This window comes from Shinella sp. (assembly GCF_052438155.1).
Classification (GTDB): Bacteria; Pseudomonadota; Alphaproteobacteria; order Rhizobiales; family Rhizobiaceae; genus Shinella.
On sequence record NZ_JBQVPI010000002.1, the window covers coordinates 363,595 to 378,127 of the forward strand.

At 58.2% G+C, this 14,533-nt stretch carries 15 protein-coding genes and 5 tRNA genes; 18 read left to right on the forward strand and 2 right to left on the reverse strand.

The window, feature by feature from the left end; all coding sequences use genetic code 11:
• Nucleotides 1–9: 9 nt before the first annotated feature.
• Nucleotides 10–348: an integration host factor subunit alpha gene (locus tag ACT6VE_RS06380; RefSeq protein WP_023513396.1), complete on the forward strand. Its 339-nt coding sequence runs from the start codon at nucleotides 10–12 to the stop codon at nucleotides 346–348.
• Nucleotides 349–477: 129 nt separating this feature from the next.
• Nucleotides 478–1,008, forward strand: a complete 531-nt coding sequence (locus ACT6VE_RS06385) for a MerR family transcriptional regulator (protein ID WP_444797767.1) — start codon at nucleotides 478–480, stop codon at nucleotides 1,006–1,008.
• A 148-nt stretch (nucleotides 1,009–1,156) separates the two neighbouring features.
• Here ACT6VE_RS06385 and ACT6VE_RS06390 read toward each other — a convergent pair whose 3' ends face one another.
• Nucleotides 1,157–1,375, reverse strand: a complete 219-nt coding sequence (locus ACT6VE_RS06390) for a dehydrogenase (protein WP_444797768.1) — start codon at nucleotides 1,373–1,375, stop codon at nucleotides 1,157–1,159.
• A 585-nt stretch (nucleotides 1,376–1,960) separates the two neighbouring features.
• On the opposite strand from ACT6VE_RS06390, the gene ACT6VE_RS06395 reads away from it, so the two are divergent.
• The 5 genes from ACT6VE_RS06395 (at nucleotide 1,961) to ACT6VE_RS06415 (ending at nucleotide 7,367) form a co-directional block, all read left to right on the forward strand.
• Nucleotides 1,961–2,037: transfer RNA gene (locus tag ACT6VE_RS06395), tRNA-Pro, on the forward strand.
• Between the two features lie 403 nt (nucleotides 2,038–2,440).
• Complete coding sequence (locus ACT6VE_RS06400; RefSeq protein ID WP_444797769.1) at nucleotides 2,441–2,863, forward strand: hypothetical protein; 423 nt, start codon at nucleotides 2,441–2,443, stop codon at nucleotides 2,861–2,863.
• Between the two features lie 177 nt (nucleotides 2,864–3,040).
• A complete protein-coding gene (locus ACT6VE_RS06405) occupies nucleotides 3,041–5,482 on the forward strand; it encodes a bifunctional DNA primase/polymerase (RefSeq protein ID WP_444797770.1) in 2,442 nt (813 codons plus the stop codon).
• 323 nt (nucleotides 5,483–5,805) lie between these two features.
• Nucleotides 5,806–6,204: a hypothetical protein gene (locus ACT6VE_RS06410; protein WP_444797771.1), complete on the forward strand. Its 399-nt coding sequence runs from the start codon at nucleotides 5,806–5,808 to the stop codon at nucleotides 6,202–6,204.
• Nucleotides 6,204–7,367 carry a hypothetical protein gene (locus ACT6VE_RS06415; RefSeq protein ID WP_444797772.1) on the forward strand — a complete coding sequence of 388 codons (1,164 nt, stop codon included), beginning with the start codon at nucleotides 6,204–6,206 and terminating at the stop codon, nucleotides 7,365–7,367. Before ACT6VE_RS06410 ends, ACT6VE_RS06415 begins: the two co-directional genes overlap by 1 nt.
• A 136-nt stretch (nucleotides 7,368–7,503) precedes the next feature.
• Here the strand turns inward: ACT6VE_RS06415 and ACT6VE_RS06420 are convergent, their stop codons facing one another.
• Entirely contained in the window at nucleotides 7,504–8,046 is a 543-nt protein-coding gene (locus ACT6VE_RS06420) for a hypothetical protein (RefSeq protein WP_444797773.1), read from the reverse strand.
• Between the two features lie 436 nt (nucleotides 8,047–8,482).
• Here ACT6VE_RS06420 and ACT6VE_RS06425 point away from each other — a divergent pair.
• The 11 genes from ACT6VE_RS06425 (at nucleotide 8,483) to ACT6VE_RS06475 (ending at nucleotide 14,523) form a co-directional block, all read left to right on the forward strand.
• Nucleotides 8,483–8,559: transfer RNA gene (locus ACT6VE_RS06425), tRNA-Met, on the forward strand.
• A gap of 6 nt (nucleotides 8,560–8,565) precedes the next feature.
• Nucleotides 8,566–8,640 (forward strand) — tRNA-Trp (locus ACT6VE_RS06430).
• A gap of 5 nt (nucleotides 8,641–8,645) precedes the next feature.
• Nucleotides 8,646–8,721: transfer RNA gene (locus tag ACT6VE_RS06435), tRNA-Thr, on the forward strand.
• 4 nt (nucleotides 8,722–8,725) lie between these two features.
• Nucleotides 8,726–8,802 (forward strand) — tRNA-Pro (locus tag ACT6VE_RS06440).
• Nucleotides 8,803–9,193: 391 nt separating this feature from the next.
• Nucleotides 9,194–9,730 (forward strand): HNH endonuclease, encoded by a 537-nt coding sequence (locus tag ACT6VE_RS06445; RefSeq protein ID WP_444797899.1) that lies wholly within the window; start codon nucleotides 9,194–9,196, stop codon nucleotides 9,728–9,730.
• Entirely contained in the window at nucleotides 9,727–10,092 is a 366-nt protein-coding gene (locus tag ACT6VE_RS06450; RefSeq protein WP_444797774.1) for an HNH endonuclease, read from the forward strand. The genes ACT6VE_RS06445 and ACT6VE_RS06450 overlap by 4 nt, the downstream gene beginning before the upstream one ends.
• Before the next feature lie 144 nt (nucleotides 10,093–10,236).
• A complete protein-coding gene (locus ACT6VE_RS06455) occupies nucleotides 10,237–10,569 on the forward strand; it encodes a hypothetical protein (protein WP_444797775.1) in 333 nt (110 codons plus the stop codon).
• Nucleotides 10,566–12,254: a terminase large subunit gene (locus ACT6VE_RS06460; protein WP_444797776.1), complete on the forward strand. Its 1,689-nt coding sequence runs from the start codon at nucleotides 10,566–10,568 to the stop codon at nucleotides 12,252–12,254. The genes ACT6VE_RS06455 and ACT6VE_RS06460 overlap by 4 nt, the downstream gene beginning before the upstream one ends.
• Entirely contained in the window at nucleotides 12,251–12,415 is a 165-nt protein-coding gene (locus ACT6VE_RS06465; RefSeq protein ID WP_444797777.1) for a hypothetical protein, read from the forward strand. The genes ACT6VE_RS06460 and ACT6VE_RS06465 overlap by 4 nt, the downstream gene beginning before the upstream one ends.
• A complete protein-coding gene (locus ACT6VE_RS06470; protein ID WP_444797778.1) occupies nucleotides 12,415–13,656 on the forward strand; it encodes a phage portal protein in 1,242 nt (413 codons plus the stop codon). Before ACT6VE_RS06465 ends, ACT6VE_RS06470 begins: the two co-directional genes overlap by 1 nt.
• Before the next feature lie 12 nt (nucleotides 13,657–13,668).
• A complete protein-coding gene (locus tag ACT6VE_RS06475; protein WP_444797779.1) occupies nucleotides 13,669–14,523 on the forward strand; it encodes a head maturation protease, ClpP-related in 855 nt (284 codons plus the stop codon).
• Nucleotides 14,524–14,533 lie beyond the last annotated feature (10 nt).

Consider the following 14,533-nt stretch of genomic DNA (forward strand, 5'->3'; position numbering starts at 1 on the left):
TGAGGGACGATGAGCGGGAAGACGGTGACACGCGCAGATTTGGCTGAATCGGTTTTCCGGAAGGTCGGCCTTTCGAGGACCGAATCCGCAGAGCTTGTCGAAACCGTCATTGACGAGATTTGCAATGCCATCGTCCGGGGCGAGAGCGTCAAGCTTTCCTCCTTCGCCACCTTCCAGGTGCGCGACAAGAACGAACGCATCGGCCGCAATCCGAAGACCGGCGAGGAAGTGCCGATCTCGCCGCGCCGCGTGATGACCTTCAAGGCATCGAACGTGCTGAAGCAGCGAGTGCTGAAGTCGCATCTCTCGCGCAAGGCGAAACAGAAGCCGGCTTCGCCCGCTTCCTGAGCGATTTTCACATCATTGTCGCTCCATCAGCAATTTGAAACTTGAATATCGTCCGACAACTCGCTGAAATGAATACGAATCGGCGGCGTTTATCATATGCTGCCGTCTTGAGCTTTCATCGAGGATAGAATGGACAAGAGTCCGGACGCGTTCCGTACCATCAGCGAAGTCGCCGACGACCTCGACCTGCCGCAGCATGTGCTGCGCTTCTGGGAGACGCGCTTCGTCCAGATCAAGCCGATGAAACGTGGCGGCGGGCGCCGCTATTATCGCCCGGAAGACGTGGATCTCCTGAAGGGCATCCGCCATCTGCTCTACGACCATGGCTATACGATCAAGGGCGTGCAGAAGCTGTTGAAGGTCAACGGCAACAAGTTCGTCGCGGCGATCGCGAGCGGCGACCTTGCCACGGTGGAGGCGCTAGCCGCCGCAAACCATGAGGACCCGACGCCGCCCAAGGCAGGCAGCGATGACGACCAGATCGTCGGTCGCGCCAAGGCCCCGGCCAGCCGCCGCTTCTTCTCCTTCGTCGGTGGCATTGACGATCCGCCGGAAATCTCGATCGGCAAGACCAGCGTCGGCAAGGAAGATCGCGCCCTGCTTCAGGAAGCGCTCTACGATCTTCTGGAGTGCAAGCGCCTGCTCGACCAGGTGCGCTGAGCCAGTCGATGGGGTGGCTGTGGAGAGCGGGGCGTGCCCTGTGTGCTCGTCGCTAGCCCACTTCCGGTGTCGCCTGTAAATGCATGAAGCGTATCGGCCTCTGCTCTCCTGCGGAATGGAAGGCCTTTCTTCGCGCATACTCCTCCCATCAGTCGCGTTGCGGTATGGGCTCCCAGCCCCGCACGAAGCCGTGTCCCATCGCCGCCCGGGTCAGATCAAGCTGGCGCCGGAGGTGGGCGCAGTCGGCAAGCAGCGTTGCGATGGTCGCCTGCGCATCTCCATCATGCCAGGCAAGGGCGGCGCGTACGGCATCCCCCTGATCGTCTACCGGTCCAGCCGGCGCTTCATACTCGGGAAGCGGTCGCACGTCAGCATTCTCCTGTGGGGACACAGTCGTCTTCTAGATTGAGGAACAAGGAAATCCGTCGAGATTTGTTCTCATTATGTTCTCTTCTTGTGAAGAGTCAACGCGCGATAAGCGTCGCAGAGAAAGAAAAAGCCCCGCACGGAGGCGGGGCAAACAGGCGTCACGCTTGGCTCTCCGTGACGCGGGGGAGTGCTCGCAAATGACAAGCGAGCGAGGCAACTCTACGACTTTCGTCTAATGCCGGGGAAGGTCTGATTCGGTGATTCCGGTACGGTTGTGAAAAGAAAATGACGCGCAGCAGACATGCAGGCCATGGAAGGGAGGAGGGACTGCCCTGCTACGGGTTGAGGCCCCTTGATCGCTGCAAAGCGCCCTCGCCATTTCGCGAACAGTGAGGGCGACACACTCTCGGTGCCTGCCATAATCACAGGATTAGAGCGAAACGCATCCGGAACATCCGTGGCGTTTTCCGTGTGAATTTCGGTCCCCGAAAGTCCCACCGAGAGACTTTTTTCCACTTTTGTTCCTTTCGCAGTTTTTTGGGCTTGCATCCAAATCACTGGGAATATAGAGGTTTGCGCGGTCCGGAATGTAGCGCAGCCCGGTAGCGCACTTGACTGGGGGTCAAGGGGTCGTGGGTTCGAATCCCGCCATTCCGACCAATTAAATCACACACTTAGCCCCACACAGTTTGAGTGGCTATAAAATTTGTAGCCACTATGTAGCCAGGGGCTGGCTTAAGCAAATCTCTTTCCTCTCCTTCATTTTCTTTGCCTTAGCGCGCCAAGTTTTTTAACCTCACGCGCAATGCGTCTGTCTGTCCCAACAACGGTCTTATTTTCTTGGGACGCCGCTTCGCCCATATTTCCTAAGCGTAGTGGCGACGTGCATGTGCGCGGCGACGCGATACGCTGCCATCAGGAAACCCAACCCGGCAGTTGCCGGCGGACGCCCTTTAAATCTTCAGCGACAGTAGGGCTTTGGCCGCGCTCGCCCTTATATAAGTATTGACCACTTCATCATCACGACCAAGGGAACCGGCTCGTCGCCGGCGAAGGAGGAATTTTGCTCAAATCCCAGAATGCCAATGGCCCGTCCCTCGTGGACGTACTCGCTTTCTGCTGCTTGGAGTCGTTTGACGACGTCTGCCGCGTCGAGCGTATAGCATCGAGCCGAATGGCCCACTTAAGAGGTTGGGTGGGCTGGCGGGTCAGCAACGTCGCCATTGCTGAAGACGCCGACAACCTCCTCCGGTTCACGGTCAATGCCGAACCCGTTGGCCCTGGCTATAGAGAGCCTATCACATTGGAGTTTCTGACTGGCGCGACCGATCGCCTGTCGATGCGGTTCGGGGCACTCCTTCGTGCTTGTGGCATCGTCGACCGCATCGAAGATGACCGTGAACTGGTCGGTCGCTACTTCTCGACCCGCAATAGCGGTGAGACAGCGCGGGACTTTGGGCCGCTTACACGCGCATTGGTGGCTTAATGCGCGAACCCGTCATCCAGTCACTGACGGCGGTCGAAAGGCCGCCGTCAGTGAGCGGAGCTAGAACGCTCGCACAGTTCACCGTCGACCTAGACGGGGTCCGCCTATTCGGTCTTTTCCTGCGCGAACTTCCCGACGGGAGCAGGCGAACAGTCGCACCTAACCTTGGCGGCCAGCATGTCGCCACCTTCCGACGCGACATGGCCGAGAAGATCACCGCAGCAGCATCCGCAGCACATGATGGGGGCCGATTTGCCGCAGAACAGCACCGCCGTAGCGCCTGAACCTTCGCCCACGGACATCCGCCTTCGGCTTCTCGGCAATGGCTACCTGCCCATTCCGGTCAACGGTAAACGCCCTCGAATTTCCGGCTGGTCGACCCTCCAGGCGACCCCCGCGGCCATCGACGCGTGGGCGCGGGGTCACGCTGACCATCAAAATACCGGCCTCTTGACCGGCCGTGTCGTGGCGATCGACATTGACGTGCTGGATCCCGCCACCTGCGATAAACTTGTCGACCGGCTTCTGGATCTCCCTGATGCAGGCCTCGCACCCTGCCGCACCGGCATGGCGCCAAAGTGCTTGTTTATTTTTCGTTGCGATGCGCCAAGGCGAAAGCAGGCGACCGGGGAATACCTCGTCAACGGGCAAAAATGCCAGGTCGAAGTGCTTGGCGAGGGCCAGCAATTTGTTGCATTCGGGATCCATCCCGATATCGATCAGCCATACGTCTGGTCCGGCGGCGATGTGCTTTCTATCCCATTTTCCGACCTTCCGGAAATAGGTGCCGCTGATCTGGACGCCTTCCTATTGGACGCAGAAGAAATCCTCGCAGCGGCTGGGACACCGACCCGTGCTTCGGCACCGAAGCGCGCCGCTGCAATAGCCGGCGAAACGTTCTGGCGTCGCGTCAATTCCGCCGCGTTGGCTTCCCCTGAGCAGTGGGTCCGAGACCTTTTCCCGAGTGCCAAGCAGGAAACGGGAACCGCTGCGTGGCGCGTATCCTCGTCGGACCTTGGCCGCAGCCTAGAGGAGGATATATCGATCCACGCGGATGGCATTCGCGATTTCGGAACGGAGGAAGCGGAAACCCCGATCAGCATCATCCAGAAGTGGGGAAGGGCTGCGAGTCCGAAGCAAGCTTCGTTCTGGCTATGTGAACGACTTGGGCGTGAGCCATCCGAATTCGGATGGGAGCGGCAGGATCTCGGCGTTCGGATGACCCTGGGCGCCCTGCGAGGAGCGCCGGTTGCCGCCAACGATGATGAAGACTTGGACCTTGCGACCACACCCGCGCCCTCCACTGGTGGCCTGCCAGAAGCTCTTTGCTACCCACCTGGCGCCGTCGGGGATTTCGCTCGCTTTGTCGCGGGGTGCTCGCGGTTCCCCTCGGCCCACCTTTCGCTGGTCGCCTCTCTCGCATTCACTGCCGGGCTGATCGGCAGGCGCTATAAAGGCCCGACTGGTTTGCGCTCTAACCTGTATGTTGTCGGCCTGGCGGAATCCGGCTTCGGGAAGGACGTTACGATCCGAGCCACAGCCGCACTCGCCGACAGCACGTCGTGGGGCGCCAAGGTTAGCGAGATGCTGTTCGCAGACCAGATCAGGAGCCTACCGGGCCTCGCTGGCAAGCTACGGAAGTCGCCGTCAGCGGTCGTCATCCAGGACGAGTTCGGCCGCTGGTTGGCGGAGCATACTGGCCGAAACGTTGCCTCCCACCGTGCGGAGATTACAGCAGCGCTCATGGAACTGACCGGCGCGCCTGCGGGTTTTTGGGGAGGAATGGAAAAGGCAGGCGGGAATATTCCGCGCATCGCTTCACCATGTCTCACGATCCACGGGGTCTCGACGCCCTCGACGTTCTGGAATGCGCTATCGTCGGGAAATATTAGTGAGGGGCTATTGGGGCGCCTCGTGCTTGTCGACGTCGGCGATATGGAACCCGTAAAGGTGCGGCGCCCGCCGAACTCGCTAGAAGATATCCCGCCCGCTCTGTCTGAGCAGGTGGCGGCGCTTCTCGGACTATCGGCGGGGAAATACACGGGCTCCTTTTGCGCATTGACGGCGAAGTCAGACGAGAAGCCGTATCCTGTCATGACGGTCGAGTGGGCTCCCGGCGTCGACGATCTCTTCGAGGAGTTCGACGACCGGATCCGTGCGATGAAGTGCAGCGTCAATCCAGAGTATCGACCAATCCTGAATCGCGTCGGCGAGAACGCTGCTCGGCTTGCCATGATAGTGGCCGTGGGGGTTGACCCAAAGGAACCTGTGATAACCGCGGGAATTCAAGCGTGGGCAAACACCGTCGCTGAGCATTCGCTGCATGTCATCCTTCGCGGCGCCGATCAGCACATTGCGGATAACGAGAAGGCTGCAGAGTATTTGCGCGTCCGCCAGGTCATCGCTCGCAAGCACGGGGAGGGGATCACACTCAAGGGCATCCTAAAGGCTCTTCGCGGTTCACTGGATGGACGCCGCCTCGACGATATCCTCACAATGCTGCGGCAGTCTGGAAACGTCCACTTCGCAAAACTGCTCTCCGCTAGCGGTCAGACAAAAATGCGTTTTTGGGATGTGGAAAGTCTGCCCGTAGGCGCCGAGGTCATGCCGCTCGAATGAGGGGGGACAAGGTGGGGCAAAAGACAGGGGCAAAGGCGGGGTGCAGATTTCGGATTCTCTTAGAGGATGTGAATTCTTGCACCCCCTCTTGGACCGGCCTTTACCCCCCTCTTTCACCCCCTCTTTGGCCCCCTCTTATACGTAAGAAAATATAGTTATTACATATAGATAGAGAAAGGATGGGTGCAGAATACAGCGGGGTATACCCCCGAGATGGATTTCAGCGTGTTTTTTAGGGGTATCTATTCGCGTGCGCGAGATTTCACCCCGTCTTTGACAGGATCAAGGAGGATCAGCATGACCGATACTCGAGTTCAAGCCATATGAGCCTGCGCATCAAAAACTTTGACAGGTCAGTCCGCCGCGAGGCAGCACGAGCGCAGGAGGCGCTCCGCACGATCGAAGCGGACAGTACGGCACCACGCGACACCCGCGCCCGCGTCGAACACTATCGCCGACACTTGGCGGATGCCAATCGAGTGATCGATACGCTGCAGGTGCGCATCGCGGAGATGGAGGCGAAGGCGGCCAAGACAAAGGAGGACACGGATTATTTGCTCAGCTTATGCGTGACGCGGACAACAGCGCAGCGCGACCGCCTGGCGGCTTTTAACCTCGCGCGCAATAAGGCAACCGCCATGGCCGAACCAGATGACGTTCCGTCGATGCTGTCCGAGGCAATCTACGCCATTAAACCACCGCAGAAATGGAGCCGCAACTAATGACAGCACCAAACCGCGATTTTTCAAACCTTGCCGCTCTGCTCACGACACGCACCCATCCCGCCGAGAAAAAACAACAAGGTCCTGCCAGGTCGAGATCCATTGACCCTGCAAACGACAATAAGGTCGCAGACGTTTTGGCCTGGCCGACTCTCGCCCGCCTGGCTCACCGAGGCGACGCGGCACGTGTCCATGCGCTACGCCATTGGAAGAACCTCAATTATCCAGGGTCAGGCTACGTCCCGCCAGAGCCAGACGACGACACCCATGAGCCCGAAATCGAAATGCGCCCTTCAGAAGCAGAACTGCTCCGCGCCGTCGGCTGGACCGTTACCGGTCGCGAACGTTGGCCAGACACTGGCGGGATGGTCAATGTCTACCAGTCCGCTGAAGTCATGCCCGTCAACAGCCGTAACCGGAACGGCGGAACTGACACCCGATTGGGCGACCTGCTCTTTCGTGATGGCGAGCTGGTCGAATGGGGAAAAACGAAGAAGGGCAGGTCGCTGCGGCCGGTTGAGCGAGCTCGCGGAATGAAGGGGGCTCCGCCCGCTGAACGATCGGTATCCGCCATCTGGTCATACTTACGCATCAAGCCTGAACCCGCATCACCCTTCGCTGCCGTGTCGCTTCGGCGGCCTTTCTCCGGTGAGCGAGCCATTCCGGACATGTATGAACCGCTGCCCCGCGAAGAGCCAAACGCCAAAGACAAACACGGCCGGTTTGGCGTCGAAGAGGCTCGCGCACTTCTCCGGGAGCGCGGCGTCGACGGCTCGGTTGCTTTCGAAGATCTGCCTGTGCCCGCCACACGTTGCCCTGACGGCCTCATTCATGGGGCCCAGTGGGTAGCAGGCCTCAAAAAACCGAAACCGCTCGGAGAGATTTCCGCGGCAGCTGGTCGAGAGCCTGGGGTTGTTCGCCTGACAGAGACCACTGATCGTCTGGGGTATCTTCGCCGTGTGCTTGGAGACCACGCAAAGATACTCGACTTGGCTATCACCGACGCAACGGCGAAGGAAATCGCCATAGCGATGGGGAAAGCGCCTGCCTACGCAGAAAAGGCCGGCCCACACCTGATCGATGCAGCGATGGATGCCCTTGTGGCGATCGACGAGACGGCGAGGACGGAAATTACGCAGGAGGAGAAGAAAATCGCGGCATAACATCCGGTGGAGCCGGTCACCGCCCCGTATCTAATTGAAGGGTTTAGTCCCGGAGGCCGCCATCGTGCGGCCTCTTCCTTTTGAGGCGCCGGCTCGCAGCGGACGAATAAAACTCGCTAGCGGAGCCGGGTCAGCCTCAAACCTGCTCTTCGTCTGGAATAGAGATCTCGGGATTTATGTTATCGCCCTTCCAATTCCAGAGAGGGTCGTATTTTCGGATCAACGCTTCTTCCTCAACTCTCGTCATCGGAACGTCCACATCGAAGACAGGCTGTCGGTCAGACAGCCGTACCCACACCGTTATCGTGTAGCCAGATACGATTGCCGCCATAACTTTCTTTCGAACGGCATAGCCGCGGCCTTTACCTTCTGGTTCCGGAAGGTTCAAATCCATGGCGGCAATTCGGGCTCTATGCCCAGCGTTTAAAGCCGCCTGCCACGTCGATCTCCGATGATGGGCGTTTTGGCCCGTCTGCCCAACGTAGCAGACTTGCAGATTCATGTTCCTAGGCTTTTCCGCTACCCAGATGTAAACCCAGTTGTTTTCTTGATAATCATCCCTTTTATCAAGATGATACACAATCTTTTTGGTGATTGAGCTGAGCGTAATGCTGCCAAGTTGGTCGAAGCCAAGCCTCTTCAAATCAGTAGCGCAAGTTATCGATTTTGGTGTCGTCATGTCGGCCTCCGTTGAGACCTGCATATCGCCGATTTGATAACCTTCGATTGAGTGCCTTGGTTAATCCAAGGTTGCAGTCCCTGAGGTGGGCGTAACTATTGGCGGGATGGTCGACTGGGAAGATAGCCTTTGGCTTGACCTGTCATCACCAGGGCCAATCACTACCCACCGACAGTCATGAGCTGATGCCGTGATATTCGGGGCGAAAGCCCGATGGTTTTCGCGAAATACGAAGATGGTCGCTGGACCATTAGTTACCCAGGCATCTTCGTTTCTTATTGGCAGTTCTAGGGCTTGGCCCGCAACATCGCCTCGTTGGCCAGTCTTGGCCCTGCGGTTGCTGCCAATACCCCATTGCCCTTGCGCGCCTCCTCTCGCAGCATGGGCGATCGTGCGGCGGCCTCCCTGCGGGTTGAGGTCGCCGCTTTTGTTATTCTGCGCGGTAGAGAAGCCAGGTATCTCGCCAGCCTCATAAGCTGGAGATCGTCCGTTCGAATCGGACCTGCGCAACCAGTTCATGCACGTCTAGCCTAGTGGTAAGGCAGCGGTCTCCAAAACCGCCCATGTTGGTTCGATTCCAGCGGCGTTGCGCCATTCATGCCGACATAGCTCATCAGGTAGAGCGCCTGCCTTGTAAGCAGGATGTGGCTGGTTCAAGTCCGGCTGTCGGCTCCATCACCAGTGTGTAGCGCAGCCTGGTAGCGCACGTGACTTGGGCTCACGGGGTCGCAGGTTCGAGCCCTGCCACACTGACCATATCAAAGCATCGGCGCGATTCTCGACCTCTCGTGCTGATCTCTGCGGGTGGGCCGAAGCCCACCCGCTTTCATGAGGTCGTCAAGGAGTCGAGACCTTGCTAGAAGAACTTTTCGGTGGCCCTGTTGCTGCCAATGATAACAAGCGTAAGTGCGAGCGTTGCACTGTTCAGTTCATTGTGACTAAGCCGAATAGGCGGTTCTGTTCAGAGAAGTGCAGAGCTGAAGCCGCGCACGATCGATACGAAATCAAGCGATCATATGAATGCGAACAGTGTTGTTCAGAGTTCGTACCGAAGCGATCAGACCGGATTAGGTTTTGCTGTCGCCGATGTGCATTCGATAACTTCAGTGATCGTGCTGCCATAGTTGTGCGGGCATCCTTCACTGTTATGAGGAAGTTGTGCGAGTGTTGCGGAAGAAGGTTTGACGCCAAGTCACCCTCTTCTTGTCTGTGTTCTGAGGCTTGCATCAAGGTTGATGCAAGAGCTAAGGCACGAGCTGCATCCGTAGCCAATGACAACGTAGATCGCACACCAAGGCCTTGCGCTGAGTGCGCCACAGTGTTCTCTACGACCTATGGTGACAAGCGTAGTGTCTACTGCTCCACCGCTTGCTCAAGACGGAACGCTCGGCGAATAGGGCGCAAGAAGGAGCGCGCAAGATTGCGCACTCAGGCCGTCGAGAACGTCAACCCCATAACGGTATTCGAGCGCGACAAGTGGAAGTGCCAGTCATGCGGCGTCAAGACGCCTCGTAAATTACGCGGTACGTTCGACGTTAGGGCTCCTGAGCTTGACCACATCATGCCACTATCCCTTGGTGGAGCGCATAGCTACATGAATACTCAGTGCTTATGTCGCGGGTGTAATGCTGCCAAGAGCGATACGGCTCCGGCTCAGCCTAGCCTGTTTGCTTATGCAGCATGACGAAGCTATCAACGCTAAAGCCTCCCATCGCAAGGTTGCCAACATCGGTAGCTAGCGTATCTCCACAAGAGCAGACGAGAGACATACGCAGGTATGCCGCCGCTCCATGGCGCAAGTGGTACGGGCTGAAGCGGTGGAAGGACCTGCGGTGGCAGGTTCTGCTAGATGCGCTATTCGAATGTCAGCGATGTGGCGCCATAGAGCACGACACGTCGAAGCTGGTTGCTGACCACAAGGTTCCGCATCGCGGCCGAGAACGCTTGTTCTGGGACCGAGAAAACCTGACCTGCCTGTGCAAAGCATGTCACGACACTGTGAAGCAGCGAGAAGAGCAGGCTGAGATCGTCGGAAACTGGGATTGACGCAACATTGTTGCGTTGTGGCGCATCTTTGTGGCGCAGGGGGGGCTATCCAATCCTTGGAGGCGCCTCTGCCGACTTACCCGCGTCCCCCACATGTGCGCACAATTTTGGATTCTTTGATTTTTTACAGTGAGGTTTATCGACATGGCAAGTGGTGGTTTTCGCCCAGGGGCCGGGCGCCCCAAGGGAGCGAAAGCACCCAAGGCAAAGCCCATCAAGGTCGCCGCCGACATCAAGAAGGCGGCGCGCCAATCCGGGCTGTCGCCGCTGGACTATATGTTGATTGTCATGAACCGAGACGACGTCGAGGACGACCGTCGCGACAGGATGGCTATCGCTGCAGCCCCATATGTCCACGCCCGCGCGAGCGACTTGGCTGGCGGCAAGAAAGAGCAACAGCAGGAGGCGGCAGATCGTGTTTCGGCAGACGGTAAGTTTGCCACACCTCCTCCGCCGCCGATTGTTAAGGGTGAATGATGGAGTGGACCACGGCCTGTCCAGATTGGGAGGACCGTATCCTCGCCAAGCAATCACTCATACCCTGCAGCCCGCTATTCCCCGACGAGGCGGCGGCTGCGTTGAATGTCTTCAAGTCCCTCCGAATTGTTGACGCGCCGGGGTCTCCGACCTTCGGAGAGTCCTGCGGCCAGTGGGTGTTTGACTTTGTGGCCGCCATCTTCGGAGCATATGACTCCGATACCGGCCGACGTCTAATCAGAGAGTTCTTCCTGCTAATCAGCAAAAAGAACTCTAAATCAACGATCGCCGCCGGTATCATGGTCACGGCCCTAGTTCGCAACTGGCGGCCCTCCGCGGAACTGCTTATTCTGGCGCCGACAAAGGAAGTCGCCGACAACGCATTCAAGCCTGCGGCTGACATGGTCCGCGCAGATCCGGAACTGAAGGACCTGCTACACGTCCAGGACCACCGGAAGACGATCACCCACAAGAAGAACAAGGCGTTTCTCAAGGTAGTGGCGGCCGACACGGATTCCGTTGGCGGCAAGAAGGCTTCTTTCGTTCTCGTTGATGAGCTTTGGCTTTTTGGCAAGAAAGAGACCGCCGACGCCATGCTTAGAGAGGCGACTGGTGGCCTGGTTTCCCGTCCAGAAGGTTTCACTATCTTTCTGTCGACGCAGTCAGACGCCCCGCCGGCCGGGGTCTTCAAGGCAAAACTAGACTACTATCGCAATGTTCGGGACGGGATTGTTGAGGACAAGAAGAGCCTTGGCGTTCTCTATGAGTTCCCCAAGAAAATGCTCGACGCTGAGGCGTATCTTAATCCGGCCAACGCCTACGTCACCAACCCCAACCTTGGAAGATCCGTCAGTCAGGAATGGCTGGAGGATGAACTTCGCAAGGAAATGGCAGGTGATGGTGATACTCGCCGGACGTTTCTTTCCAAGCATCTGAACGTTGAAATTGGTCTCAACCTTCGCGGGGATATGTGGCCCGGCGCCGCACATTGGGAGGCGGCCGGAGACCCAAGCCTAACGCTAGAAGAGATTTTACGGAGGTCTGAGGTTGTTACCGTCGGAATAGACGGCGGCGGCCTCGATGACTTGTTTGGCCTCTCCGTCATAGGACGCTGCAGGGAAACTCGCGACTGGTTATCTTGGAATAGGGCGTGGGCCCACGGCGACGTGCTGGAACGACGCAAGGATATTGTCACGGTATTGCGAGATTTTGAGCGCGATAAGGACTTGGTCATCTGCGAGGATGCCACGCAAGATATTCACGAAGTCTCGGACATCGTTAAAAAGATATTCGACACCGGACTCCTGCCTGATGAAAACGCGATTGGCCTTGATCCAATGGGGGTGGCGGCGCTGGTCGATGAGCTGGCAAACCGTGGGATTGAAGGAAAGATTTTGACGGGCGTTCGACAGGGGGCTGCACTGTCGCCAGCCACATGGGGCCTTGAGCGTAAGCTGAAGGACAAGACGTTCCGGCACGGCGCGCGTCCCATGATGGCCTGGTGCGTCGGAAACGCGAAGACGGAAGTCAGGGGCGGCGCCGTGCTTATTACAAAGCAGACGGCCGGGCGCGCAAAAATCGACCCTCTGGTGGCTACCTTCAATGCGGCCATGCTCATGAGCCGGAATCCGGACGCAGGCAATGGCCCGTCCGTCTACCAAACACGAGGATTCATAGAGCTTTGACCAGCAAAACACTCGCGGTGCTCGCTCGCGATGCCGCGGGCGTACTGTCAGTCGCCTCCGTTGCATACGGGGCGTGGCTCATCTATCCGCCCGCCGGCTTCATCGTCGGCGGGCTCCTTATTTTGGCCGGCGTTCTCGCTGTGGCACGCGGTGGTGACTGATGGCTGGACTTTTTGGCGCTATTGCGCGACCGAAGGCGTCGGTCAATGAGATCGCCAGCTTGACGATGGAAGAGTGGGCGCGGCTTCAGGGCGGCGGCGCCGAGTCGAAGACGGGCGTTATGGTCTCGTCGGAATCGGCGCTAAGGTACACAACGGTTCTTATCTGCGTCCGCGTGCTCGCAGAGAGCGTCGCCAGTCTGCCGTGCATTCTATACAAGCGCCGCGCGGATGGCGGCAAGGATCGGGCGACGGATCATCCACTTTACAAGGTGTTGCACGACCAGGCCAACTCCTGGAACACTGCTTTCGAATATTCCGAAGGGACGATGGTCAACCTTGCCATGCGAGGCAACGGCTACTCCTACGTGGAGCGGAATAAGCGCGGCCAGACCATCGGCATTGTGCCGCTGAATCCGGATGGCGTGACCATCACGCAGGCCTTCGACTGGTCGCCGAAGTACGAAGCGACCATGCCCGACAACTCGAAAGCGAAGTTGTCGGCGAAGGAGATGCATCATATTCGCGGCCCGCTACCCAAGGGGTATGTTGGCCGATCGATGATCTCGCTGGCGAGGGAGGCGGTTGGCCTTGGTCTTGCGGCGGAGCACTTCTCCGCGCACCTGTATGCAAACGGCGTGAAGCCGACTGGCGTACTAGAACACCCAGGCAAGATCGGATTTGAGGCGACCGAGAATCTTCGCACTCAGTTCGCCAACAAATATGCCGGGGTATCGAACGGTGGCAAGCCTCTCCTCCTTGAGGAGGGTATGAAGTGGACTTCAATGTCCATCACTCCGAAGGATGCCGAGTTCATCAGCAGCCGGAAGTTCCAGCGTTCCGAGATAGCCGGTATCTTTAGGATACCACTACATCTGGTGGGTGACCTGGAGCGCAGCACAAACAACAACATCGAGCATCAGTCGCTTGAGTTCATCATCCACAGCATTCGACCATGGCTGATCAGGTGGGAGCAGGCCATCAATCGGGATCTGCTCACTCAGGAAGACCGCGATAACGGCTATTTCTGCGAGTTTCTGATGGATGCCATGCTCCGCGGCGACACAAAGTCCCGCTATGAGGCTTATGCCTCGGCAATCCAGAACAAGTGGATGAACGCGAACGAGGCGCGCATCAAAGAAAACATGAACCCCCGCGAGGGCGGCGACGTGTTCGAAAATCCTGCGATTCAGGTTGATGCGCCAGCGGCGAACGATAACGCTCCGGCAACGGCGGCCGCCTAGGGAACCCGACACATGGATAAAATTGACGTTGGCGCCCCGCTAAGCGGTGAGCGCCGCGACCGCTTCTTCGCGCGTGCCGTTGGAACGAAGTTCGATGCGAAAGTCGAGGACGGCGGCACGGTGATCGATCTCTACGACGAGATTGGCTACTGGGGCACCGATGCGCGGTCATTTCGATCGCGGCTGAAGGATGCCAAGGGCGACATCACACTGCGCATCAACTCGCCAGGCGGCGATGTGTTTGATGGCATCGCGATTTATAACGACCTGCTTGCATATGACGGCAAGGTGAGGGTCGAGGTTGTCGGTCTTGCTGCGTCGATCGCTTCTATCATCGCGATGGCCGGCGACGAAATCGTCATAGCCGACAATGCTATGTTCATGGTGCACAATGCGTGGACTATTGCCGTCGGCAACCGCCATGACTTCGGCGATACAGCGGCCACTCTGGCGAAGATCGACGATGCTCTGGCACGGACCTACGCTGCGCGGACCACGTCAGGCATCAGGGCCATCAAGCAGATGATGGACGATGAGACGTGGATGACGGCCAAAGAAGCTGTCGAAGCGGGCTTCGCAACGCAGATCGGCACCAAGGCAGAAGCCAAGGCGCGCTTCGATCTATCAGTTTTCGGCTCCGTTCCTGACTCACTCAAGTGGCAGGAACGGGACGCCGACGAAACGCCTACAAAACGAGATTTGGAACGGGCGCTCACGCAGGACGCTGGGTGGTCGAGGTCCAAGGCGCGTGCAGCATTGCGCGCCGCAGAAGTTACAAATGACGAGCCACTGCAGGACGCTGGCGAAGTCGACCTCACTTCACTGGCCGACGCCGTAAGGGCTGTCTCGGCGAAAATCAAATTCTAGGAGGGTCTTC